The organism is Mangrovicoccus ximenensis (genome assembly GCF_003056725.1).
GTDB classification, from domain to species: domain Bacteria; phylum Pseudomonadota; class Alphaproteobacteria; order Rhodobacterales; family Rhodobacteraceae; genus Mangrovicoccus; species Mangrovicoccus ximenensis.
The window spans coordinates 277270-303201 of the sequence record NZ_QBKZ01000024.1 but is presented as its reverse complement, the minus strand read 5'-3'; the positions used below and the strand labels follow the sequence as shown (position 1 = coordinate 303201).

Below are 25932 nucleotides of genomic sequence, written 5' to 3'. Positions count from 1 at the left end.
GGCCGCATCCTAGCGGCAGGGCCGGTCCCGCCAAGCGGAAACCGGCCCCGTCGAGGTCAGGTCAGGTCAGGCCGAGCGGCTGAACCAGCGGCGCAGGCCCCGCGCCTTCGCCGTCGCGGCCTTTGCCAAGGGCTTCGGCTTGGCGGGCTGCGCCTTGGCAGAGGCCAGCCGGGTGCCTGCCAGAGCCACCGCGCCGCCTGCCAGCACTGCCCCGCCGGTGTTGCGCGAGGCAAAGAGCTGGTCTGCCTCGGCACCGTCGACCAGCGTGCCGGTCTCCGGATCATAGACCAGGGCGGCGGATTTGCGGCCATTGCCCTTGCCGTCGGTCACCACCGGATCGGTGCTGTCCTCCGGCGCCGGATCGACCGTTGCCGTGCCGCTGTCCTCTGCGGGCGGCGCGTCCTCCGCATCGACCGCGATGCGGGTCGAAGCCGAGAGCTCCGCCGACATGATTGCCAGATCGTCATGCTCGTAGCCGAGCAGGTGGCCGATTTCGTGGCGCAGCACGGTCAGCAGGTCGACCCCGCCGGACACCAGGCCGCTGTCATAGGCGGTGTCGTCCTCCGGATCGGCTTCGAGGTTCCAGCCCGCGCCAGCCGCCGTCAGGTCGATGGCGATGGTGTTTTCGTCGAGCACCCGCGCCAGGGTCGCCCCCTCGAGATCGGTGACGACGACCTGCACATCGGCCAGCGCATCCGCCTCTGCCTCGGTGACGAAGCCCGCCTCGACCCAGTCTTCGAGCGCAGCCGCGTAGATCCGCTGCACGTCGCCGGGATCGACCGGATCGGCGGCGATATAGGCATCGCCGTCGAGCGCCGCGACGCTTTCCGCCGCCAGCTTCAGCGCCGCTTCGAACTGCTGGTCATTGGTGGCCAGGCGGAACTCCGAGAAGGACGCCTCGCCCTCGATCACCGCCAGCCCGAAGCCGCCATCGACCAGCCCGGCATTGAAGCCGTGCGAGGCGATCTCGGAGCCGTTGACCAGGATGTCGAGCCCGGCGCCCTGGATCGAGACCTTCAGCCGGACCGCCGACCCGTCGAGACTGACGGCATAGGCGGCGTCGATCACCTGGCCGTCCTCCGGCGTGGCATGGCCGACCACCACCCGGTCATTGGCGGTGTCGAGCGCGACGAACTTGTAGTCGAACGCGTCGTAGCGGTCGAAGACGAAGCCCGCCATGCCCTCGGTCTCGATGTCCACCTCCATCTCGAGGATCGAGTTGGTCATCAGCGGGACGCCCAGATCGACGGTCTGCACCGCGGGCGCCGGGCCCATGGCGGTGCCGACCAGCGTGCCGGAGGCCTCGGCCCATTCGCTGGACTGGATCACCCGCGGCAGCTCGGCCACCGGCGGCAGGAAGTCGTCGGTTTCCTCCAGCGTCCATTCCGGCGGCAGGATCTGCACCTTGAAGTTGTCGATCCGCCCCTTCGATCCGACCATCGCCACGCCGACCATGCCGCGGGCCATCGGGATCGGATCGCCGTAGACGTCATAGCGCGGCGCATAGTCGTGGTCGAAGTAGTTCACGCCCGCGACCGCAACGGTGACGTTGTTGCCGTTCACCGCGACCGTGACCCGGTAGGTCTGGTCCGGCTTGATCTGCACCGGCTTGTTCGACTGCCGGACATAGTGGATGCCGGTCTCGTCATAGTAGCCCATGACGATCTTGTTGGTCGAAATGTCGATGCCGGCGAACTTGAAGTCGTTGTCGCTGTAGTAGTCGAAGACCGCGAAGGCATTGGCCTTCCAGCCGGCCGTCGGCTTGTCGACCTGCACATCCGTGACGATCTCGAAATAGCTCGGCTTGTAGTCGTCGAGCAGGAACACCGCAGAGGCGACCGAGTCCGGCGTCTCGGAGGCGATTTCCAGCGCGCCCGCCTCCGCCGTGAACTTGCCGCGGTCCACCGCGAAGCCGTCGCCGGAGCGGTCGTTGAAGTCCGCCGTGCGCAGGATGTCGCGGGCCCCTCCGGGGATGTTGCCGGCCTGAGGATCGGTGGGCGGCCCGGACTGGTCCTGCCAGAAGCCGTGGTCGCGCTGGGTCACCAGCCCGATCTCGCCATGCGGGTTGCCCTGCTGCTGGATCACCGCCGAATAGCGGCTGTCCTGGTCGGCAGTCAGCGCCCCCTGGTCCGCGGCGCGGGTCATGTCGACCCCGTCGCTGGCGGCCTGCGCCGTCAGGAAGTCCCAGAGCTGCGGCGGCACCTGGCGGCTGACCGTCGCGATGCCGAAGGGCGCGAAGGGCACGATGTAGCTGTTGAACTCGCCCAGATGGTCGATCAGCCGGTCGCCGCCCGTGTTGCCGATCAGGATGTCCAGACCGGCCCCGCCGAAGACGCGGTCCTCCCAGGTGTAATGCGTCTCGGGCGTGTCGTTCAGGCCCATGTCGCCGCCGTCGCCGTCGGGATCGTCGGCGGCGCCGAAGGTCCCGTCGTCATAGGAGGTGCCCGGCCCGCCCTGCACGTCATCGGCATTCATCAGGTCATTGCCGAAGCCGCCGTAGATATGGTCGCGCCCGGTGCCGCCGACGATCCAGTCATTGCCCATGTCGCCGAAGATCCGGTCGTCGCCGTCGCTCTGGACGACGCGCTCGGAGCCAAGCACCGGGTCGCCGTTCGGCTCGAACTCGGTGATGCCGGAGAGCGACAGGCCCTCGTTGTCATAAGCGTTAAGGAAGTACTGGCGGTAGCCCGACGGGTCGTCCGAGCCCTTCCACAGCGTGCCGTCCTCGTTGAACAGGATCACGCGGCGCGGGTCGTACTCGTCATAGAGGTAGAACTCGCCGGTGCGCTGCTGGACCGGGGTCGGCTCGTTCCAATGGTCCTCGCCGGTGCCGAAGAGCAGGATGTTGCCCGGATTCCAGGGCCGGGTGAAGTCGGTGCGGACCAGCACCATCTCGTCCGTGCCCGGATTGTCGGGATTGAGCTCATCGTCTTCGAGGAAGGCGCTGTTCTGCGGCAAGTCGCCGGAGAACCAGACCATGTAGCTGTCGCGCAGCGCCTCCTGGCCGCCGATCGCGTCATCGCCCGAGCCGCCATGCAGGAAGTCGTCGCCAAGTCCGCCGAAGATCACGTCATCGGCGAAGTCCGGATCGTGCGACGTCGGATCGGCCGAGGTCACCCGCTCGATCGAGCTGTCGATGATGTCGAAGGGGCTGATATCCACCGACTTGACCAGCTCGCCCGCCCGGTTCAGCAGCGCGCGCTGGACCTGGCCGGGGGTATAGGCCTCTTCGTTCAGCACGATGCCCTGGCTGGTGCGGCTGTCCGGATCGGCATTCAGCAGGCTCCAGACCCCGAACAGCTCCTCGGCGAATTCGGTGCCGTAATTGCCGAAGCTGCGGGTATTGCCCTTCAGGCTGACCTGGCCGTCATCGCTCAGGCCGGTATTGCGGCTGGTGAAGATGCGGCCGTCATCGCCGATCACCCCGTCATTGCCGGTGCCGCCCGAGATCCAGTCATTGCCCCAGCCGCCGACGATGTCGTCATGGTCGGCATCGCCGAAGATGATGTCGTTGCCGCCGCCGCCATAGGCGATGTCGTCGCCGGTGCCGCCATGGATTTCGTCGCCGCCGCCGATATCGACCAGCGACCAGAAGCCGAAGGTGCTGCGCCACAGGTCGCCGCCTTCGGGCACCGCCAGGTTCTTGTCGAGCGTGATGTCGGTATCCAGGTCGAACTTGCCGAGATTGCCGGACACGCCATCGCTGCCGGCATAGTCCGGACCGCCCGCCGAATAGTCGAGCAGCGTCGCGCCGCGGACCACGATCCGCTCGCCGCCCTCGTCGTTGTAGCCGGTATCGCGGACGTTTTCGTTGGCGGTCGTTCCGGTGAGCCCGGAGAACCCGTCGAGATTGACGTCGTAGTTATAGGCCAGGTAGAGCCCGCCGGTCATGAAGGCCACGCCGCCGCCCGTCACCGACAGCGTCGACCGCGTCAGATATTTCGTGCCGTAGAGCGCTTCGTCGGCTGTCGCGTAGATCGCGCCATCGGGTCCGTAGCTGCCGATGTCGATATCGTTGGTGCCGTCGCCATCGGTGTCGAGCACGTCGATGCCGTTGATGCCGACGATCCGGATGATGTCGCCGTTGTCGCCGAGGATCACGTCGGCGTCGCGGGCATTGCGGCCCGCCCCGATCACCGTGTCCTCGCCGAGATCGGGGTCCTCCTCGTCGGTGTTGAGGCCGCTCTCGAAGCCCAGCGTGCCGTCATCCGCCGCCCGCTCGTCATTGCGGTCGGTGCGCGCGCCGCTGCCGCCGAACAGCATGTCCTCGCCGTCGGGCCGCAGATCCGGATGGACCAGGCTGAAGAAGCTCGAGGAGCCGCCAACGATGTCATCCTGGCCGAGGCCGCCGAACACCGTGTCGCAGCCGCCGCCGCCCTCGATGTAGTCGTTGCCGTCCTTGGACGGATCGCCCTCGGTGGCCGCGACGATCTTCAGCGCGCCGACCGGATCGGTCGTCTCGGGCAGCTCGCGCGCCGCGCTGACATAGCGCTCGGGCAGGATCAGCCCGCCGAAGAGCGGGTTGTCCGACTCGGCGCCGATCGAGGTGCCGTCGCCCTTCGTTGCCACGGCGCCGCGGATCGAGCCGTCGCCCTGGATGACGTCATTGCCGAGCTGGCCGAAGATCTGGTCATGGCCTTCGCCGCCCGCGAGATAGTCGTTGCCGAAGCTGCCTGCGCCGGTCGTGCCTTCCTGCACGTCGAAGCTGTGATACTCGGCATAGTCGATCTCGTATTCGGTCCACCAGCCCGGGCCGTTCGGATCGCGGTAGTCGCGCGCGATCGGGTTGCCCTCGCTGTCGAGCGACACCATCAGCACGCCGCTTCCCGGTCCCTGTGCGCTGCCGTCATAGCCCTCGGACAGCGCCCGGTCGGAGCGCGAATACATCATCGTGCCCGCCAGCGTCTGGAAGCGCAGCGAGGTGATGATGCCGCCCTCGGTGCCGCCGCGGCGGTTGAGGTTGACATTGTCGCCGAAGATCAGGTCGTCGCCCTCGCCGCCGTCGAGCATGTCATTGCCCGCGCCGCCGATCAGGATGTCGTCGATCTCGGAGCCGAAGACCACGTCGTCGCCGCCGGTCTGCGGCTCGACCGAGTTGATCTCGAGCACCGTGCCGAGGAAGGTCGTCTGGATCTTCTGCGGGATGCCGTCGGGAACGATCTCGCCCAGATAGAGGCGGCCGACCGGATCGGGCAGGTTCGGGTCGATCACGAACTGGACGACCTCGCCATGGTCGCCGAAGATGATGTCCGGCGTGCCGTCCGGGGTGCCGGACCCGTTACCTTCGATCAGGTCGTCGCCGGCCCCCGGCACGGCCCCGAACGCGGCGAACTGCGCCGCCTGGACCGTGCGGTCGGCAATCCGCTTGCCGAGCAGATCGGCAACCTGGCTGCCTGCCGAGGGATCGATCGAGCTGTCGCCGCGCGGCGCGCCGGGATCGACCGAGGGCAGCGGCGAGAGGTTCACCGTCGTCACGGTCAGGCCGCGGGTCAGGATGTTCACGTTGAACCCGCTGTCGCCGTAGATGTGGTCGGTGCCGCGCTGGCCGATGATGATGTCGTCGCCCGAACCGCCGGCCAGATGGTCGCCGGTCTGCGAGCCGATGATCAGGTCGTTGCCCATGCCGCCATAGGCGGTGATCCCGACCGAACGGAAGACCCCGCCATCCGCCTCGTCCGCGAACAGCGCAGAGGCGTCGATGATGTCGTTGCCGTGCAGGTCGAACGGATTGGCCAGCGCGAAGACCCATTCGTCATCCTCGTTCTCCTGGTCGGGAAGATCGGGGAACGGATTGAAGGGCTTCTCGCCGAATTCCAGCCCGAGCCGGCTGTTCGGCTCGCCGGCATACCAGACGCCGTCCTGGCTGGTATCGCCGTAGATCACCAGCGGGCTGTCCGGCCCGGCGCCGCCGGTGACCACGAAATGGTCGCCGCCGACGCGCTGCAGCGCGGAGCGGGCGATGTCATAGGTGGTGATCCGGAGCGTCGCGGTGCCGTCGGCATCCGCGCAGTCGCCGAGCGCCGCATTCAGCAGCTGCAGCTCCGCCCCGTCGATCGCCGCGATCTGGAAGCCGCCCGCGCGGCCCTCGATGAAGAGCACGCCGCCGACCTGGTAGCCGAGATCCGACCAGGTATCGCCTTCGTTGGCCCCGATCAGCGTGACATAGGTCTCGATCGTCTCGCCGCGCTCCAGCACCTCGATGCGGACATCGAGCACTTCGCTGGTCTCCAGCGCCTCGGCGACATTCACCAGCATCTCCTGGCCGGTGAAGGCGGTCAGCACCACCGCGCCGTCCGACGTGCCGAGCGGATCGCTCAGCAGCAGGACCGAGCCCTCGCCCCAAGTCTCGAAGGTCGGCAGCTCGCCGTTGCCGAGGTCGAAATACTCCGCCTGCGCCGCGTCCTGGATGCCGAGGATTTCGCGGGTATGGGTCTCGCCCTCGAGCTGGATGATCTGCCCGGTCTCGAACCCGGCCTCGGCCCAGGCGCGCCCGTCGGTGCGGGTCAGCTGGTTGCCGTCATCGGTCGAGAAGTCGAAGGTGCCCTGGGTGTTGACATAGAGATTGCCGCCGCCATGCAGCACGGTCAGCCCGCCATGGTCGCTCTGCACCCAGAAGGCCTCTTCCAGCACGAAGCTGTCTCCGTCCTCGCCGGCCCAGGGATTGTCCGATCCATCGCTGGCAAAGTCGGCGGCGTCCCGGAAGGCCGCGACGATGATCGTGTCGCCTTCGGAGAGGTCGCTGACGATCTCGACGATGCGGAATTCCTGGCGGTCCGCACCGATCCCCACCTGCAGCAGATGGCCTTCGAGGAACCCGGCCTCGGCCCAGTTCGACGCCGCCCGGTCACCGGGCTGCACCTGGCTGTTCCAGCGGATCGCCGCGCCGCCGTTGGTCAGCGTCACGCTGGCCGAGAGCACCTCGTAGACCTGCTGGTCCTTGGCGATCAGCTTGACGTCGCCGAGGAAGGCGATGCCTGCCGGGAGCGCCTCGGTGTCGAGCACAAGCAGCGAATTGTCGTTTGGATCGCGGTAGGGTTCGCCGGTTTCCGGATCGATCAGCGGATTGCCGTTGATGTCGAAATACTCGATCGCATCCTCGATCGCGATGATCCGGCCGAGCAGCGTCTCGCTGCCCTCGCCGTCGACGAAGAACACGTCCTGGCCGACGAGGAAGCCCTGCGCCTTCCAGTCGAAGCCTTCGCGGGTGATCACCAGCTTGCCCTGCAGGTCTTCGTTCAGGCCGGCGGCGGGCAGGCCGTCGTCATCGACATCGCCGATCAGGAATTCGTAATCCGGATCGCTCCAGCCCTCGATCGCCTCGAACGCGTTCTGCGCCTGGACGAAGGGCGCCGGGTTCAGCGTGCCCTCGACCTCGAGATAGTCGTTGCCGACGCCGAGCATCAGGTTGACGACCTCGATGGTCGAGACCTGGGCATCGTTGCTGACGCCCGAACTGCCGAAGTTCACCTTGCCGAAGCTGATGCCGCCCGGATAGGTCAGCGTCACCGGTCCCTGGTCCTCGGCGCCTTCGCCGAAGAGCGGCCCCTGCACGAAGGGGAAGACCAGATCCGGCCCCATCCCGAAGCCCGAGAGCGTCGTCTCGGTCAGCACGCCGGAGGTGTCCGCCCAGCTGCCGTCATTGAAGATGTTCAGCACGTCAATCTGCTGGCTCTCCGGCGCCTGGGTGCCGATGGCGATCAGGAAATCGTCCAGTTCGCCCGGCAGCTTGACGCCGTTCGACAGCGAGCGGTCGGCCCCCGAGGGACCGCCCTCGACCGCGAGCGGACCGCGCAGGTCGCTCAGGCGGTGCGGCTTGACGGGGAAGATCTTCACGCCCTCGCGGGTGGTCGGCACGTCGTAGAACGGATCGGCCGTCAGCTCCACGGTCTGGAACTGGTGCCACAGGTTCTCGGGCACCGGCGCCATCGGATCCTCGGGGTTCGGCGCGAAGACCGCCTGCACCGCGATCCGGTTCAGCTCGATGCTGACCGCGCTGCCGCTGTCAAGGTCGAGCCAGGACGCATCGAAATCCTCGTTGTTTTCGAAAGTGAACTGGATCGTATGGTCCTTGGTGGCATTGAAGCCGCGGATGATCGCGATCTTGGCATCGACGTAGTCCGACGGATCGGCATCAAGGGCCGTGTTGAAGATGCGCACCCGCATGCCTTCGACGAAGCCCTCGCCGAGGAAGCCCTGGACCTCCCAGTTCGGATCGAAATTCGGATCGCCCGGAATGCCGAGGCTGTCCAGCACGTCCGGATCGTTGACGTCGAGCCCGGTGGTATCGACGAAGGCCTCGGTGCGGACCATGCGGATCGCGCCGCTTTCGTCGGTCTCGAAGGTCACGTCGCCGAACCAGATGTCGCGCTCCACCAGCTTCGACAGCAGCACGTTCTCCACCGTCGCCGCTGCGCCGGCCACAGGATCCTGTACCAGCACGATCTTGTCATCGGCGACCGAGAAGATCTCGAAGGTGATCCCGTCGAGCGCCGGATCCAGCGTGTTCGCGATCTCGATGAGGTCGCCCGCGGCCCAGCCCTCGTTGAGGAAGCTGCCGAAATCGGAATCCGCCCCGCGGACCAGGCTGGTGCGGCCGCCCTCGCTGTCGAAGAGGATGGTGCCGGTGAAGAGCTGCTGCGCGCGCAGCCCGCCGATGGTCACGTAGTCATCCGCCCCGATGGTCTCGCCGGCATCGTCGAAATCGCCGTCGCCGTTGCGGTCGATCGCCGTCACGTCGGCCAGCCCGTCAGTGATGACCGAGACGGTGACGTCGTCGCTCGGCTCCTGCGTCAGGCGCAGCTTGTAGGTGTCGGACTGCGTGCCGCTGTCTTCGGACAGGATGCGGGCATAGAGGCCGGAGCCGGTCGAGGCGAAGCTCGTCAGCGTTCCGGCATCGGCCGGAGCGGCCTCCAGCGTCAGGACCGCGCCCGAGAGGCTGCCGATCTCGTAGGTGCCGTCATTGCCGCCGGTGCCCGACAGCTCGATCAGGTCGCCCACATCGAAGCCTTCGGCCAGCCAGTCGAAGCCGTCCTCCAGCGCCGTGACCGTGGTCGCGGTGAAGTCGAAGATGCCGCCCGTGGCCGTGGCCGGGACCAGCACCGTGTCGCGGCCGGATTCCAGCACCACCGCGCCGGGGGTCTCGTCGTCGATCACCTCGATGTCGAGGAGCCCGGTGCCCGAACGCAGGTTCGGGAAGACGAAGGTGTCATCGGTGCCGAGCGGACCCTCGGGCGCGTCGCGCACCGCCTCCGCCGCGGAATAGGTGCCGGCGAGCGTGCCGCCCGCATCCGTCTCGCTCAGAACGGCGGTCAGCCCGGCATCCTCGAAGCCGATCACCTCGCCAGAGGTCAGCCCTGCGATGCCGGTGATGGTCAGCATCTCGCCGACCTCGACGCCGCCCGCGACCCAGCCGCCGCCAGAGAGCGTCAGGCGGATATTGTCGGGCAGATCTCCCTCGGGATCGCCGATGCCGACGGTCAGGCCGGTATCGCCATAGAGGTCGTTCTGGCCGAAGCTGCCGAGATTCTGGCCGAAGCTCAGCACGCCGGTCTGCGGATCCTCGCGGATGTCGTCATCGACCGGGACGATGCGGATCGCGACCGCCTTGTCCCAGTTCCGTGCCGCAGTGTTGTCGAAGATGATCGTGCCGGTCGCCGCGTCGAAGCGGCTGCTGCCGGCCACGTTCTCCAGCGTCACGGCCTGGTCGGTCAGCGCCTTCAGGTCCGGGTTGCCGGTCAGGTCGCCCAGGTTGACCTTGATGACCACCTGGCCGGACTCCACCTCCTTGGCGAGCTTGACCAGCACGATGTCGCCGAAGCCGGTCGTCGCATCGCCCTCGATGGTCAGGGTGCGGCCGTCCTCGACATAGCCGTCGACATTGCCGTCGCCGTCGACCGTCACGCTGTCCGGATCGGCCTCGATCACCAGAACGCCGGGCGTGTCGTTGTCGCGCAGCTCCACCTCGACATTGCGCACGTCGACCGCATCGTAATCCGCCGAGGTCGTCGAGATCACCGAATGCTGGACCACCACGACGCGGTCGCCCTCGGCGCGGGCATCGTCGACCGCCCAGAGATGGACATCCTGGGCCAGATCCCAGTTCGACGCGTCGAAGCGCAGCACCACGGCGCGGTTCGCCACCGCAAGATCATCGCCGTCGAGCGTGAAGTCGCGCAGGAAGACGTCATAGGCCTCCGTGCCGTTCTCCAGGTAGTCGACGCCGTAGATGCCGGCATTGCCGGTCGTCGCGCCCGCCGGATTGGCCGTGGAGACCCAGATCGTGTCGCCCGGGCCGCCATCGAGCCCCGCCGGATTGGCGAAGGCCTCGTCGCGCTCGTCCTGCGGCGAGCGGGCCGCCGAGACGGTGACATAGACCACCTCGCTGCCGGTCAGCTTGCGCGCAAGCCGCACGCTGTAGCTGTCGACCGAGCTGCCGCCGGTTTCGCCTTCGCGCACCGCGGTGAAGCCGTCATCACCCTCGTCGATCACCACGAGCCCCTGGCCGTCGGTCGTCACGTTGTAGTCGAGCCCGTCGGCGACCAGCCCGTCATAGAAGATGTCGCCGTCGGACTGCACCAGATGGTCGGCCGCGCCCGAGACGCCCTCGAGCTCGCGGGTGATGATGTCCTCCTGGACGTCGCCCGCCACGTTGATGATGTCGGAGCCGAGGCCGCCGATCACCCGGTAGGCCACGCCGAAGGCGGTGGAGCGGACATAGAACTTGTCGTCGCCCTCCAGCCCGTCGACCTCGACCACCTCGACGGTGGAATAGCGCACGTTCAGCCCGGCGCCGAAGACGCCGTCCTCGGTAATCGCGATGTCGTCGGCGAACTCGGTGCCGAGGATCACCAGCTTGTCGAAGCCGGTGCCGCCTTCGACCGAGACCGGCGCGTTGATGTTGTAGCGCACCTCGTCCTGGCCGCCGCCGGCGCGGATGTCGGGCGCCTGCGCGACCGAGAATCCGAGTCCGATCTGCGGGCTGGCGACGCCTTCGTCATCCAGCACGATCACGTCGTCGGTCGTGTCCTCCTGGGTCAGGAAGATATCGAGGAAGTTGATCCCGCCGTCGCCATTGGTGTCGAAGGCATAGATCGGCGCGCCGTCGATGTCGTCATCGCCGGTATGGAGCCCGCCGGCCAGCGCCGTGACATAGGCCGCCGCCGCGGCCCCGTCGGCCACCGAGACGCCCAGGCTCTCCAGCATGGACTGGTCGAGCGTGGCCATCGCATCGGCGGACTTGACGTCGTCGCCGAGCGGCAGCCCGTCGCCGTCGAGGCCCTCGTAGTCGAAATTCGCGCCTTCGACCACGTCGTAGAGATGGGTCAGCAGGGCGCGCCCGACATCGAGATCCAGGACATCGATGGTGCCGTCATTGTTCCAGTCGAAATCGGTCGTCGCCGCGATGGCGAAGGCACGGACGATGAACAGGTCGTTGTCGTCGTCGCCTTCGAGCCGCAGCTCGGCCTGGTTGGAATAGACCCGGAACGTGTCGTTGCCGCTGCCGCCCTGGGCGAGGACCGGGGCGGAAGAGCCGCGGCTCAGCCAGCCGCGCGTCGTCGGCACCAGCGCCGGGAACTCGTCCTCGGCGAGCAGGTTGCCGTCCTCGACATTGCGGTTCGCGCCGAAGATCTGGCCGATTTGGAAGGTGTCGTTTCCGGTGCCGCCGTCATAGGTGGCGATCACGGTCACGTCGTCGGAGAAGAACGCATCGTTGCCGCCCTGCCCTTCGACGGTCAGCCGCCCGTTCAGGCCGGTATCGTAGGTGATCCGCTGCACCTCGGCGCTGTCTTCGTTGGCCGGGATGACATCGGCATAGGGATCGAGCGTGCCGTGCAGCATCGCGACATAGCCGGGCCGGTCCGCGGTCTCGCCCGGCAGGCTCTCGGCGGCGCGCATCACAAAGATGTCGTCCACCGCATCCGGGGCCAGCGGGTCGATCTCGGAATCGCGGCCGAAGATGTCGAGCGTGTCAACGCCGTCATCCTCGTCCCCGGTATCGAGCACGTTGATGATGTAGTTGCGCGCATCGCCCTGCGACCCCAGCGTGTGGACCTCGTAGGTGTCGGTATCGGCCTGGCCGTCGAGGGTCAGCGTGTGCAGCGCATTTTCGCGCCCGAGCGCCTCGAGCAGGTCGAGCTGCGCGGGCGAGGTCACGGTGGCGGTGTCCTGCAGGTAGTAGACGATCATCCGGTCCTGGCCGTCATCGCCGGTGGAGTCGGTGTCGTCCTGCGAACCGTAGGCGCGGGTCATCGAGCCGAGGAAGATGAAGCCGTCATCGTTCTGCGAGGTGCCGCCGGTGTCGCCGGAGGGATCGCCGAACTGGATCGTGTCGACATCGTCATTGCCGTAGATCAGCGTCATCGCGGCCGGGGCGCCGTAGGACGGCGTTGCCGTCCCCATCGCCGGATCGCCGCTGCCGGGCGCCAGAAGGCTGCCGTTCTCGCCCGGGCTGTAGCCGTCATTGCCCGGCACCACCGTCGCATTGGCGATGATCCTGCCGCGCAGGATCATGGTCGAGCCATGGCCCTCGTCGGGATCGCCGCCGGGCAGCGCGGTCGAGCCGTCGATCTGCGCCGCGTCGCCGAAGATCGTGATGCCGCCCGCCGCCAGGATGTCGGCATTGGCGTCGAAGGCGATGTTGTCGCCGACATAGAGCGTGACCGACCCCGCCTCGGCGAAGATCGTGCCGTTCGCGATTTCGCGCACCCCGTCGGTCTGCCGGCCGGGATCGCGCTTGTTGCTTTCGGCGAAGCGGGCGGTGCCGCTGTCCTCGACATAGAGATGCTCGCCATCCGGCCCGGTCAGCGTGTCGCCGTCGGTCTCGGAGCTTTCGCGCACGGTCAGCCGGATGTTCCCGGCCAGCGCATGGGCGAGCACCAGGCGCAGCGCGCCATCGGTCTCGGTCAGGAAGATGCCGTTCGAGGCCTCGAGCGCGACATCGTCGATCACGTCGCCCTCGTCATCGAGATCCGCATCGGCAAAGGCCGCCTGGTCGAGCCCGTTGCGCGAGTCGATGTCGAGGTCGTTCGACACCGTGCCGATCGTCGCCCCGGCACCGTTGGCATCGATGTCGATGCTGTCGCCGATCACGTCGGCATCGGTCTCGTCGTCGGCGTCGATCACCGAGCCGTCGACGGTGCGCAGCGCGACATTCTCCACGGTCTCGACGATGCCGATCCGCAGGTCGCCGTCGAGCTCGTCGATGAAGATGCCGCCATGGCTCGAAGACGCCGCCGTGTCGAAGGCGTCGAGCTTGCCGGTGCCGCCGCCCGCGGTGTCGACATCGATCTCGAGGAAGTCGCTCTCCCCGCCGATGCCGCCATGCAGGCCGCCGGTGCCCTGGGTCACCACGCCGGAATTCAGCGTGATGTTGACGCCGGACACATCGACCCCCGGCGCGCCGTCCGCATCGAGGATCAGCACGCCGCTGTCGAGCGTCACGTCCGCGCCGGTCGAGTTGATGTGGCCGACCAGCATGTCGCCGGTGCGTTCCTCGGCCAGAATGTAGCCGTTGGTCGTCAGGAAGATCTGCTCGGTCTGTTCGGCATTGTCGACCGTGCCGCCGCTCCAGGCGACATCGGTGACGATTTCGAAATTGACCGTGGTCAGCGGCGCGGCCGAGCTGATCGCGGCGCCGTATTGCGACCCGCCGATCGAGGTCGTGTCGTATTGGCGCGGCTCGTCGCCGAAATAGCCGCTGGTCGTGGTGATGTGGCCGATGTCGATGTCATCGCCCGCGCGCACGTCCTCGAAGATCCAGGTGGAGTCGATCGCCGTGACGCTGGCCGCCGTGCGCTCCTGGTTGGTGGCGCGCAGGATGCCGTCATAGGCCGGACCGCCCTTGTTCGGACGGAAATGGTCGGTGGCCAGGACGAGTTCCGGCGAACTGCCGCGGTCATACACCGTCAGGCCCGGGACATCGCCCTCGTCATTGGCCTCCTGCATGTCGTTGATCACAAGGGACACGTCGTCGCCCGCGCGGATATGGCGGATCTCCGCATCCTGCGAGAGATCGCCGCCCAGAACCGCGTCCGCCAGATCGATATAGGCCAGATCCAGCACCACGTCGCCGCCCGCATCGGCCTCGATATCGGGCTCGAAGAGCTTGCCGGCCGGGATGCTCGGCGTCAGGTCCAGCTCGCCCGGATCCAGATCCGCCGCGGTCTCGCCCTCGGCGATGCCCTCGCTGGCATCGCGCCAGCGGACCAGCTCGATGGCGATCGGCGTGCGGTCGTTGGTGGCGCTGACCATCGCCTCGTCGCCATAGCCATGGGCATCGACGAAGGTGTCGGTGTCGCCGACGAAGCCGATCGAGCCGGTGGCATCGAGATCGATCTCGGAGGTGCGGATCAGCTCCTTGTCCGCATCCGACAGGATGCTGCCGCGCTCGTTGCGCACCGTGGTGATGCCGATCGGGTTCTCGATCCAGCCGTTGAGATAGATGTCCGAGCCGGTCGGATCGTCATCGATGACATTGAGGATGTCGACGAGCGGCCGCACCCAGTTGTTCAGGACGTTGAACTCGAAGGTGACGCCGTCATCCTCGCCCTGGCCGTTATTCGCCACCGTATCGAGCGAAATGTCGTCCGCCGGGTTGTCGACCGGGCCGGGCACGCTGGTGACCTTGATCTCGATATCGGCCGGATCGTCATCTTCGAGCACGTCCGAGCCGTCAAGCAGCGTGTCGATCCGGTTCACCAGCAGGTCGAGCGCGCTGGCATTCTCGATATAGACCGAGTCCCAGGAGCGCTGGATCTCGAAGAGCCCGGCATTGCCCCAGATCTGGTCGGTCGGCGTCGACAGGCCGTCGAAGCTCTGCCCCCCCGTGGCCAGGAATTCCGCAGAGCCGGTCGTGTCATAGACGATATCCGCCAGTTCGATCTCGCCGGTCAGCGTCTGGCCGACCTCCTTGCCGGCATTGCCGCCAAGGAACTCGATGTTGCGCAGCTGCAGGATCTTGCCGGTATCGTCGACGATCAGCAGCGGGTTCGGCTCGCCCAGCATCTTGACGGTCGATTCCCAGAAGATCTCGCGCTGGAAGGTCGCATAGCCGCCCTGGCTGGTATTGCCGCTGTCGAAGGCCGCCCCGTCGCGAGTCGGATCCCGGTCAAAGCGGATGACGTCGATCAGCGACTGGACGTCCAGCCGCGCCGTCTTGATGACGGACTCGTCCTCGCCGATCACCTTGGACTCGGTGTTCACGCCGATATTGGCGCGCGAGTCGGTGTCGCCGCCGACGCCGCTGGTCTTGGCGAAGGGATCGGCCAGGAGATCGATATCGTCATACATCGCCTTCAGCAGCACCGTCTCGTCGCCGATGATGCTCGATCCCTCGCGCAGGACCGTCTGGGCACTGCCGCCGACATAGATGTCGCCGCGCGCATCGGAATCCGCCCCCAGCGCCGTGGCACGAGACCGTGCATCGGCCCGCGCGTCGATCCGGTTGGTGGAGGAGACGATGACCGCGGTCCCCGCAAGTGCCGCGTTGTCGAGCAGCGTGACGATGGTGTCGGCGTCGAAGCCGTTGTTCACCCCGATCCGCACGCCCTGGTCGTCGGTGTCGTTGGCGTCGGAATCCGCGCCGAGCCCGGCGGCGGTGGCCTTGGCGTTCACGTCGCCGGTCACGTCGGTGACGCCCAGCACGCTCAGCGTCCCGGCCGCCTCGAGCGCGCCGTCGATATCGACCGCGTTGTCGAACCCTATCCGGGTCCGCGCCCGGGAATCCACCCCGGCGCCCAGCCCGCCCGAATTGGTCGAGGCGAAGCTGTCGCCCGCGGCCACGACATTGCCCTTGACGATCACGTCACCCTCTTCGGCAAAGACGCCGGGCTCGTATTCATAGCTGTCCTCGGCGATGCCGGTGGCGCGCAGCACGGCATCCTCGGCGACGGTCAGCGTGCTGTCGACATCGATGTCGGCCTTGCCGTTGGCGTCGCCCACCGAGACGAAGCCGCCGCCGGTATTCGACGAGATCGCCTTGGTCGAGCCGCGGATGTCCGAGCCGACCACGACCGTGTTGCCCTCGATCACCGCGCCGGTGCCGACCGTCATGGTGCCGCTCACCGTCACGCTGGTGGCGGCATCCGCCTTCTGCACGTCGATGAAGCCGCCGCCGCCGCCCGAGGCCGAGGCGGTGACCACCCCGTCGCCCGAGGGCGCTCCGATGAAGTTGCCCGCACCCTGCAGGTCGAAATACTGCGTGCCCGATCCGTTGGTCAGGTTCAGCACGACCTGCTTCTCGCCGCTGCCGGTATCGCTGAAATCGATCCCCTGCACCACGAAGCGGTGCGGACCCGAGGTGAAGCCGCCGGTATTGAGCGGCAGCGCCACCCCGTTCGGCGTCGCGGCCAGCTTGAAGCTGTTGCCGCTGTCGGGGCTGACCACGTAATAGGTCCGGCCCTCGACGAGCCCCGGCAGCGCCTGGTCCTCGTAGGGCTGCAGCGTGTGCAGCGTCTCGTCATCCGCAACCGAAGGATCGAGCGCCAGAACCGGCTGGTCGAAATCGGCGGTGAAGGTTCCGTTCAGCGTAACCGTCCCGCCGCCGATATTGGTGCCCGCCGTCAGCCCCGTCGAGTTGACGACGATCGTGGTCGATCCGGCCCCGCTGACGATGGTGTAGGTGCCGTCGCGCCCGGCCCCGTAGCCGCTGAGCGTGATCGAGGAGCCGTTGGCGAAGGCGTCGGCATTCCAGTTGCGGCCGTCATCGCGGTGGATCGCGTCGTTGTTGCTGCCGGTGTTGTCGATGAAATCGAGCTGCACGCCGTTCAGGATCGTGGCGTCGACCGTGCTGGTGCTGGTCGCGTCGCTGGCCAGCGTCAGCGTGCTGGCAGTGGCCGCCGAGATGATGAAGGTGCCGTTCGAGCTGTTGCTGTCGCTGATGATGACGCGGACGGTCTCGCCCGCGACGGTGCCGAAGCCGTCCTCCAGCCAGTCGCCGCCATCGTTGCGGACCACCTGCACCGTGCCGTTGCCGAAGCGCACGAAATCGATGTCGATATCGTCGAGGAAGTCGTTGCGCTTGAGCTTGATGCTGGTGCCGTCATTGGTGATTTCGGCGATGCGGTAGGTCTCGCCGTTGGTCAGGCCGCCGATCGCGCCCTCCTGCACCCGTGCGGTCGCCACCTGCGTGCCGTCGGCCAGCGCGCCCGAGACGTCGAGCAGGATCGTCGAGGTCGCTGCCCCGCTGACGATGGTGAATTCCTGCATCGGGTTGGTCGAGAGCGTGATCGTCGCGCCGTCGGCGAATCCGGCTTCGGTCCAGGTCTTGCCGTCGTTGCGGGTGATCCGGTCGGCAACCACCGACTGGTTGAAATCGCCGGTCGTCGCCGGATCGCGCGAGGCGGTGCCCGCCTCGGTGCCGTCGGCCGAGAACAGGCCGCTGGCCGACAGCGTGATCGTCGCGCTGCTGTCGCCGTCCGAAATCGTGTAGGTGCCATTGAAGGCGCCGGCATTCGTGATCGTGACGGTCGAACCATTCGTGAAGCCGTCATCGGCCCAGTCGCGCCCGTCGGTGCGGGTGATCCGGTCGCCGGTGGCGGGCTGGTCGAAGGCACCGTCGATATCGCCCTCAAAGGCCTCGACGCCCGAGAAGGACCCGTCGCCGAAGGCATTGGAGCTGGTCAGCACGACCGTGCCCGTGGCCGCGCCCGACAGGATCGTGTAGCTGCCGTCGAAACCCGCCCCTGCCCCGGCGATGGTGAAGGTGTCGCCGTTCGACAGCCCGGCATCGGCCCAGGTGAAGCCGTCGTCGCGGGTGATGCTGTCGCCGCCGGCATCGCCGTCGAAGGTCATGTCGGCGGTCAGCAGCCGCACCGTCCGGCTCATCGAGACATCGGCCACCGTGCCGTCGGCCAGCACCCCGGCCTCGGTCAGCTTGATCGTGTCGCCGTTGATCGAGCCGATCTCGTAGACGCCGTTGTAGTCGGCGGTGCCCGTCACGGTGATCACGTCGCCGGCCTGGAAGCCGTCATCGGCCCAGGTCCGGCCGTCATTGCGGGTGATCGTGTCGCCGTCGAGCGGCTGCAGGAAGTCGCCGCTGGCAAAGCCCAGCCCGGCGCCGTCGCCACGGTCGGCCCGGACATCGGTCTCGGACCCGTCGGCAAAGCCGGTTGCGGTGGTCAGCACGACCGTGGAAGTCGAGGCGCCGCCGAGGATCTGCCACACGCCGTCGCGGCCGCCGGAATTCGACAGCTCGAAGGCCTGGCCGTCGGTGAAGCCGTCCGCTTCCCAGCTGCGGCCGTCATCGCGGGTGACCCGGTCATACTGGCTGAAATCACCGGTGACGTCGCCGCGGGTCGCGGTTGCCGAAGCCACCGCCGTGTCGACGAAGCCGTTGGACGTGGTCAGCAGCACCGTGCTGCTGTCGGCGCCGCTGACGATCGTGTAGGTGCCGTCGAGCGCGCCTGCGCCCGAGATGTCGAAACTGTCGCCATTGGTCAGCCCGTCGGCGATCCAGGTCCGGCCGTCGGTGCGGGTCAGCGTGTCGCCGGTGGCATCGGCATCGAAGGAGAAGCCCGCCACGAAGGAGGTGGCCGGGATGTCGTCCACCGCGTTGATGTCGTCGGCCAGGGTCAGGGTCGTCGCCGTCGCCCCGGAGACCAGGTAGGTGCCGTCCGCCCCGGTGCCGCCGGAGATGATGACCTCCTCGCCGATGGCGAAGCCGTCCGCCGTCCAGTCGCCGGCGCCGCGCACCAGCTGCACCGTCGCGCCGTCGCGCAGGATGTCCACGGCCAGCCCGGAGACCGAGGTGCCGTCGAAGGTCATGTCGGAAATGACGACCGTCGCCTGGATGTCGTCCAGCAGATCCGCGCCGTCGCTGATCGTCAGCGTATCCGCCGTGGCGCTGTCGATCGTGTAGGTGCCGCTCGCCCCCGGGCTGGCGCTGACCACCAGGTCCTCGCCCGCCGCGTCGAAGCCGTCATCCAGCCAGCTGCCGCCGTCCTGGCGCACGATCTCGATCGCGCTGCCGTCGCGGACATAGTCGACATCGATCCCGGCAAAGAGCTGGCGGCCCTCGAAGGTCATCTCGGCCACGACCCGGCGCGCTTCGATGTCGTCCACCAGGTCGGTGCCGTCGCTGATCGTGATGGCCGTGTCGGTCACCGCGTCGATCGTGTAGCTGCCATCCGCCCCGGTGCCGCCGGAGATCACCAGATCGGCCCCGGCATCGTCGAAGCCGTCATCGATCCAGCTGCCGCCGTCGAGCCGCGTGACCAGCACCGAAGCGCCGTCGCGGACGAATTCGAAGGCAATGCCCGAGAAGGTCTCGTCGCGGTCGAAGGTGAAGGTGCCCTCCACCACGTTTGCTTCCAGCGAAACGGCGTCGGTGCCGTCGAGCAGCAGCGTGTCGGTCGTCACGGCGGTGACGCCATAGACGCCGTTCGCGCCCGAGCTGTCCGTGACGGTGACGTCGCTGCCCGCGAGGAAGCCGTCATCGATCCAGCTGCCGCCGTCGCTGCGCACCACTTCCACGACGTTGCCGTTGCGGACGTAGTCCACCGGAACGTCGTTGAGCTGGCCATTGGCCTCGTAGGTGAAGCTGGCGGTCAGGGTCGGCGAGTCGACCGTGTAGACCACCTTGTCGTTCTCGGAGAAGCTGTTGTCGCCGATGAAGATGTTGTTGTTCGACGCCACCTGCACGGTGTCGCCGTTGCCATCGCGGACCGGCGCCTGGAAGGTGCCGTCATCGAAGCTCTGCTCGGCGACATTCACGTCGACCAGATCGGCGGTGAAGGTGAACTTGTCCCCGAGCGGAATGTAGGTCACCGCGTCGTTCAGCTCGAAATTATGCGAGACGTTCACCGAGTCCGTGTCGATCAGGCTGGCCGCGACCGAGATGTCCTCGTTCGCCGGGGCATTGGTCTCGGCAAGCTTGATCGTCAGGTCGTCGATCACCACGACATCGTACTGGATGCCGGTCGCCACTTGGGTGCTGCCATTGACCAGCTTCTCGACCGCATCGCCGCCGGCCGAAACGAAGGTCACCCGGTCGCCGTCGCGCAGGTTGTGCGCCACCGGGAAGGTGATCGTGTCGTTCACCAGGTCGATCGACTCGGCATCGGCCTGGAAGGCCGCGCCGATCTGCAGCGTCGTCGGCGAGGTCGCGATCACCGTGTAGGTCTCGCCATCCTCCAGGTCGCTGCTGCTGACCACGCCGATCTCGGTCTGGGAATTGCTGTTGTAGACCACGGTCTGGTTGGTATCGAGCCCGTGCGACGCGCCGAAGGTGATCGTGTCGCTGCTGACCGAGCCCGCGTCGAAGCTGCCGTCGGACAGTTCCTCCTGCGGGACGTTGTGCTGGGCGCTGATCTTGACGAGGCCGGTCATCGACTTGACCAGCGAATTGGCGCCGACCGAGACATTGACCGCGGTCGAGGCCGAGGCGCTGCCTTCGTATTCGTTGATGTTGACGCCGCCGCCACCGCTCGACTTGGTGGTGGCATCGGCATCGGTCTGGCCGAGCCCGGTGACCACGATGTCGCCGGTCGCGACGATGTCGCGGTTGCTGCCGGCGATCTGCGCCTCGGTGACGCCGCCGGTCCTGGCCTGCGCCTCGGAGTCCTGCGCGCTGACCAGGCCGCCGCCGACGGATTCGACATTCGCGACCGCAGCTTCGGTGCCCTGCGCCAGGACGGTGATCGTCGCCGCGCCGGCCTCGCCCGCGCCATGCTGGACATTGCCGAGCAGTTCGGCCGCCGTATAGCCGGACGAATCCGCCTGTGGTGTCGCGGAAGACACCGCGACAAGGCCGCCCGTGGTGGTCTGGGTCTTGGCGATCGCCTCGTTATCGGCGGTGGACCGCACGACGAGACCGGCATTCGGCGCGTCGATATCCGATTCCGAGCCGATCCGCGCGATGGTCTGCGACGCGGAGGTGATGGTGCCGTATGCATTGGCGTTGTTCCCCGCACCCAGCCCGCCGCTCACTGCGTTCGAGATCGCCTCGGCCCGGTTGCTGCCGATCGCCTCGACGCGGATCGTGTCCGCCCCGGCAATGTCGGCGCGGATATCGGCCCGGGTGTCGGCCTCCACGGCCGCGCTCGGCAAGGTCGACCCGATGGCGATGAACCCGCCGGTCGCAGCGTCGGAATCCGCATTGGCCGTGCTGGTGCCCGCCGCCTCGAACACCACGACGCCGCTCGCGCTGATGCTGGAGCCCGCCGCCGCATTCGCCTCGGTCGACGCCGCGTCGGTCACTTCGGCATAGGAACTCGCCGAGTTGTATCCGACCAGCCCGCCGCCGGCGACATTGGTGTCGGCGATGGCGATATGCTCGCCTGAGGAGGTGATGCTGACATCCGTGGAAGAGGTGATCTCGCCATCCATCTTGGCGATCACGCTGCCGCCGACCGAAGCTTCGGAACTCACCACAGACACCGAGGCCAAGAGCGCCCCGCCGGCGGAGTCCACCCGCGCATCGGCCTTGTTCTTCGCGCCCACATGGCTGGCATTGACCGTGACCAGCCGTGCCGCGACCGCGGCCGAGGCGCCGAGCCCGGCGATGACATCCGCCGCCGAGGTGATCGTCGCGATCGCCTTGGCGCCGGACCCGGCGCCGAGCAGGCTGATCGAGGTGATCGAGGTATCCGCGTCGGCCAGGTTGTCGGCGCTCGCCGTCACGGTCAGGCTGTCGGCGATGCTGCCGTCATTGACCATTTCCCCGTCGAATTCCGCCAGCACCCCGCCGGCGATCTTGGCTTCGGGGAACATCACCGCGATCGACACCGCGAGCGAGCCCGAGCCGCCATCTGCATCCGCCCAGGCGCGGTTATAGGCCTCGGCATCGACCTCGACCGTGCCGCTCGAGGGCAGGTTGATCACCGCATTGGAGCCGACCGTGGCCTCGACATCCGCCGTGTCGGACACCTCGGCATAGGCATCGGCGCCCGCCCCGGCCGCAAGGCCGATGGAGATCGCCAGCGCGTCGCTGTCGGCGCGGTTGTCGCCCGAGGCCAGCACCTGCAGCGAGGAGGCGCCGGTCACGGAGCCGTCCAGGCTGGCATAGACGCCGCCGCCGACCACCGACTCGAGCACGGCTGCCGCAATCCCCAGAAGCCCGCCGGAGCCGGCATCGGAACTGCTGGTCGCCTCGTTTTCGCCGGTCGCCTGGACCAGCACGGCGCCGCCGGTGGTCAGGCTCGCGCCGGTGCCCACCGAAGCCGTGACATTGGCCGCGGAGGTGATCCGTGCAGACGACCCGGTGCCCGAGCCGCCGAGCGAGCCGATGGCCACCGCCAGGGTTTCGGTCTGGGCGACATTCTTGCCGGTCGCGGTGACGCTGATGCCGCTGGCCGTGGTTACCGTGCCGTCGACGACGCACCTACCGCGCCGCCGACCTTGGCCGCGCTGAGGAAGATCGCCACGCCGGCGAAAAGCCCGCCCGCGCCCTTCCCATCGCCTTTCCAGTTCCGCGGCAATGAGCCGGTTGTCCGGGTCGCAGGCAGCGTAGCGGCGTTCGGCCAGGGACGCGTCGTAGCGGGCCTGCTGCAGTTCCATCTCGAGAACCTTGCGCTTGTCCTCCATGGCCTGGCTCACGATGGCGCGCGCCTGCGCGGCGGCCTCGATTGCGAGCGGCGCCACGGCCTCCAGAACCGCACCGGTAGACCGGCCGCGGTTTTCGCCCGGCATAGACGACATGCAGCCGTCGGCCGCATCGGGCACAGCACAGCATGCCTGCCAGGAGGGCGCCGCCGCCGCGGCCGGACTTGACGCCGCCTGCGCGTCCGAAGGCATTCCTGGCCAGCTGGGCTTGATTGCGCTCATGCTCTTCCCAATCGATGTAGCCGACATGGTGATCCTTGATCACGACATCCCAGTCTTCGGGGGACTTCCGGTTCTTGTACGTGACATGTGCGCGTCCGTCGCGGATTTCCGCCCGGCGCCCGGTCTTTCCGTAGGCATAGACCCCGGCATAGAACATGTTCTTCAGCACGCCGATCACGTTGCGGTAGCGAATGGGCCGCCAGTCGAAGGTCGTCATCCGGATGGCTGCGCGCTCCGGTGCATGCTGCCGCTGCGGGGCAGCTAACGGGGGGCGATACGGCGGTGGCCGCCGCGCTCGCGGAGCACCAGCAACAATGCCTTGTAATCCCGTTCCGCGCGCCGCTGGGCAAGCTGGTCGCCCGCCAACTCGGCGGTGGTCAGCCGTTCCATCGCTGACAGGATCTCCTCCACCAGGAGAACGGTTTCCGGCGTCAAGGTTCGGACGGTTCCCGGGCCTCTCGTCATGGTCGGCGGTACCTTTGAAAATTTCCGGATTTTATTGAGTAAATAGATACCATTCATTTGCCGCTCAAGCATTCCGTTGACATTTTAAAATGGAAAATTGAAAATTAATTTATGCCAAGGAGTTACAGATTGTCTGGCAAGGAGCGGAGCGCCCGGTCCGGACGCCGGAGCGAGACCGAAAGCGCGCTGGTTGAGGCGGCGCGCCACCTGTTCTCGGAATGCGGGTATGACGGGGCCTCGGTCACCGAGATCGGCCGCCGTGCCGGGGTCTCCCATACGTTGATCAACGCCTATTTCGACGGCAAGGCGGGCTTGGCCTGGGCGATCATGCGCGACTTGCAGGCTGATCGCGAATCAGTGGTTGCACAGGTGCTCGACGGGTCCGGCGGCGTTCTGGACAAGATCAGGTGCCTCGCCCGGACGATGTTCGAGACGGATCTGGCGGACCGCAGGATGCTCCAGGTGCTGCAGGGATTCGCCTGGACCTGGAGCCGCGAGGAGGCGGCGCGCAACGAGGCGGACCTGGACATCTTCGGCACGGCGGTGCTGCGGCTGGTCGAGGAGGGCCGCGCCTCGGGCGAGCTGCCGCCGGGATGGGACGCGGAGGTGCTGCGCGGCGGCGGCTTCGCCATCTATCACTACGCCCTGCGCCGCGCGCTGCTGCATGGCAAGAGCGCCGAGGAGACGCTGGACGAGGCCTGGCCGCAGCTCCTGGCGCTGTTCGGCCTGCCTCCGCAGCAGGCCGGGGCCGGGTCCTAGAGCGAGTCGCGCCAGCGGTTGGCGATCGGATAGCGGCGGTCGAGCCAGAAGGCGCGCTTGGTCAGCCTCGCGCCCGGCGCGGCCTGGTAGCGCTTGTATTCGCTGATGAAGATCAGGTGCTCGACCCGTTTCACCGTCTCCGCGTCGAAGCCTTCGGCGACCAGATCGGCGATGCTCTTCTCGTCGTCGACCAGCCCTTCGAGGATCGCGTCCAGAACCGGATAGGGCGGCAGGCTGTCTTCGTCCTTCTGGTCGGGGCGCAGCTCGGCCGAGGGCGCCTTCTCGATCACCCGCACCGGGATCACCTCGCCCTCGGGCGCCTTCATCCAGTCGCGCCAGTTGGCGTTGCGCCAGCGGCAGGTCTCGAAGACGCGGGTCTTGTAGAGATCCTTGATCGGATTGTAGCCGCCGTTCATGTCGCCGTAGATCGTGGCATAGCCGACCGCGACCTCGGACTTGTTGCCGGTGGTCAGCAGCATCTCGCCGAACTTGTTCGACAGCGCCATCAGGAGGAGCCCGCGCAGCCGCGACTGGATGTTCTCCTCGGTGATGTCGGGGGCGCGGCCCGCGAAGAGCGGCGCCAGGACCTCCTCGACGGCATGTTTCGGCCCGGCGATCGGCAGCGTGTCGATCCGGGTGCCCAGCCGTTCAGCCACCGCGGCGGCATCCTCCAGAGAATGCGCGGAAGTGTATTCCGAGGGCAGCATCACGCAATGCACGTTCTCCGGCCCGATCGCATCGGCGGCGATGGCGGCGACCAGCGCCGAGTCGATGCCGCCCGACAGGCCCAGCACCACCTTGGAGAAGCCGGTCTTGCCGAGATAGTCGCGCAGCCCCTCGACCATCACCCGGTAGTCCTGCTCCCAGGCATCGGGATGGGTTGCCAGATCGGTCTTCTTCGCGCGCCAGCCTTCCTCGGTCTCCTCGAAATCGACATGCGCCAGCGCCTCGTCGAAGACCGGAAGCTGCGCCATCAGGCGGCCGCCGGGGTTCAGCACGAAGCTGCCGCCGTCGAAGACCTGGTCGTCCTGGCCGCCGACCATGTTGAGATAGACCAGCGGCAGGCCGGTTTCGACCACGCGCGAGACCATGATGCCGATCCGGTCGCCCTGCTTGCCGCGGTGATAGGGCGAGCCGTTCGGCACCAGCAGGATCTGCGCGCCGCTTTCGGCCTGGGCTTCGGCCACGTCCGGCGACCAGCTGTCCTCGCAGATCGGCGAGCCGATCCGCAGCGGGCCGACCGAATAGGGGCCGTGGATCGGGCCGCGCTGGTAGAGCCGGACCTCGTCGAAGACGTCGTTGTTGGGCAGGTTGTGCTTCAGCACGCGGGCCGTGACCTTGCCGCCCTCCAGGATCCAGAAGGCATTGTAGAGTCCGTCCTCGCCGCGCCAGGGACCGCCGATGCCGATCGCCGGACCGTCGGCGCAATCCTCGGCGAGCTTGCGGATCGCGTCCTCGGCGGCGGCGACGAAGGAGCGGCGGCGGATCAGGTCCTGCGCCTGGTATCCGGTGATGAACATCTCCGTGAAGGCGATCATCTGCGATCCGGCGGCCTTCGCCTCGGCCCAGGCGGCGCGGGCCTTGGCGGCATTTCCGGAAAGGTCGCCCAGCGTCGGGTTCAGCTGCGCGAGGGTCAGGCGGAATGTGGCGGTCATGGTCGGGCTCCCCGGGGTCTTGCCCCTCTCTTAGCAGGGTCGGGGCCGAGGGAAAGCCCCGGCTTGCCGCGCAGGGCCGGGCAGAGCGGCTTTTCCCGGCACATCCGCGGCGGCCGCCCAAGCCGGCGCCATCCGTGGCGCGGCGCCGGAGGCCGAGGCGATGCGCGACGCCGTGCTGGGGCTCAATCCCTGGATGCCGCTGGAAGCCGCCGCGCCGCAGGAGCCGGGCATCCTGCTCTGACCCGCCGCGCGCCTGGTCCGGGGAATTGCGCCGCGGCGCCGTCGCGCCGGA

4 protein-coding genes and 1 pseudogene are annotated in these 25932 nt (G+C 67.5%); 1 reads left to right on the top strand and 4 read right to left on the bottom strand.

What is annotated here, in order from left to right; all coding sequences use genetic code 11:
- Positions 1-66: 66 nt before the first annotated feature.
- From C7T91_RS33980 to C7T91_RS27310, 3 genes and pseudogenes are all read right to left on the bottom strand, one after another.
- The gene (locus C7T91_RS33980) at positions 67-22578 is read right to left on the bottom strand and encodes a hypothetical protein (protein ID WP_201742286.1); all 22512 of its coding nucleotides are present in this window, start codon (positions 22576-22578) and stop codon (positions 67-69) included.
- A 211-nt stretch (positions 22579-22789) separates the two neighbouring features.
- Positions 22790-22918: pseudogene (locus C7T91_RS37170) on the bottom strand (hypothetical protein); the annotation flags it as partial.
- 104 nt (positions 22919-23022) lie between these two features.
- Positions 23023-23283 (bottom strand): hypothetical protein, encoded by a 261-nt coding sequence (locus C7T91_RS27310; protein ID WP_145963045.1) that lies wholly within the window; start codon positions 23281-23283, stop codon positions 23023-23025.
- 72 nt (positions 23284-23355) lie between these two features.
- On the opposite strand from C7T91_RS27310, the gene C7T91_RS27305 reads away from it, so the two are divergent.
- Positions 23356-23985 carry a TetR/AcrR family transcriptional regulator gene (locus C7T91_RS27305; RefSeq protein WP_161556136.1) on the top strand — a complete coding sequence of 210 codons (630 nt, stop codon included), beginning with the start codon at positions 23356-23358 and terminating at the stop codon, positions 23983-23985.
- Here C7T91_RS27305 and C7T91_RS27300 read toward each other — a convergent pair.
- Positions 23982-25640, bottom strand: coding sequence for an NAD+ synthase (locus tag C7T91_RS27300; protein WP_108263006.1), 1659 nt, complete (start codon positions 25638-25640; stop codon positions 23982-23984). The genes C7T91_RS27305 and C7T91_RS27300 overlap by 4 nt on opposite strands.
- Between the last annotated feature and the right edge of the window lie 292 nt (positions 25641-25932).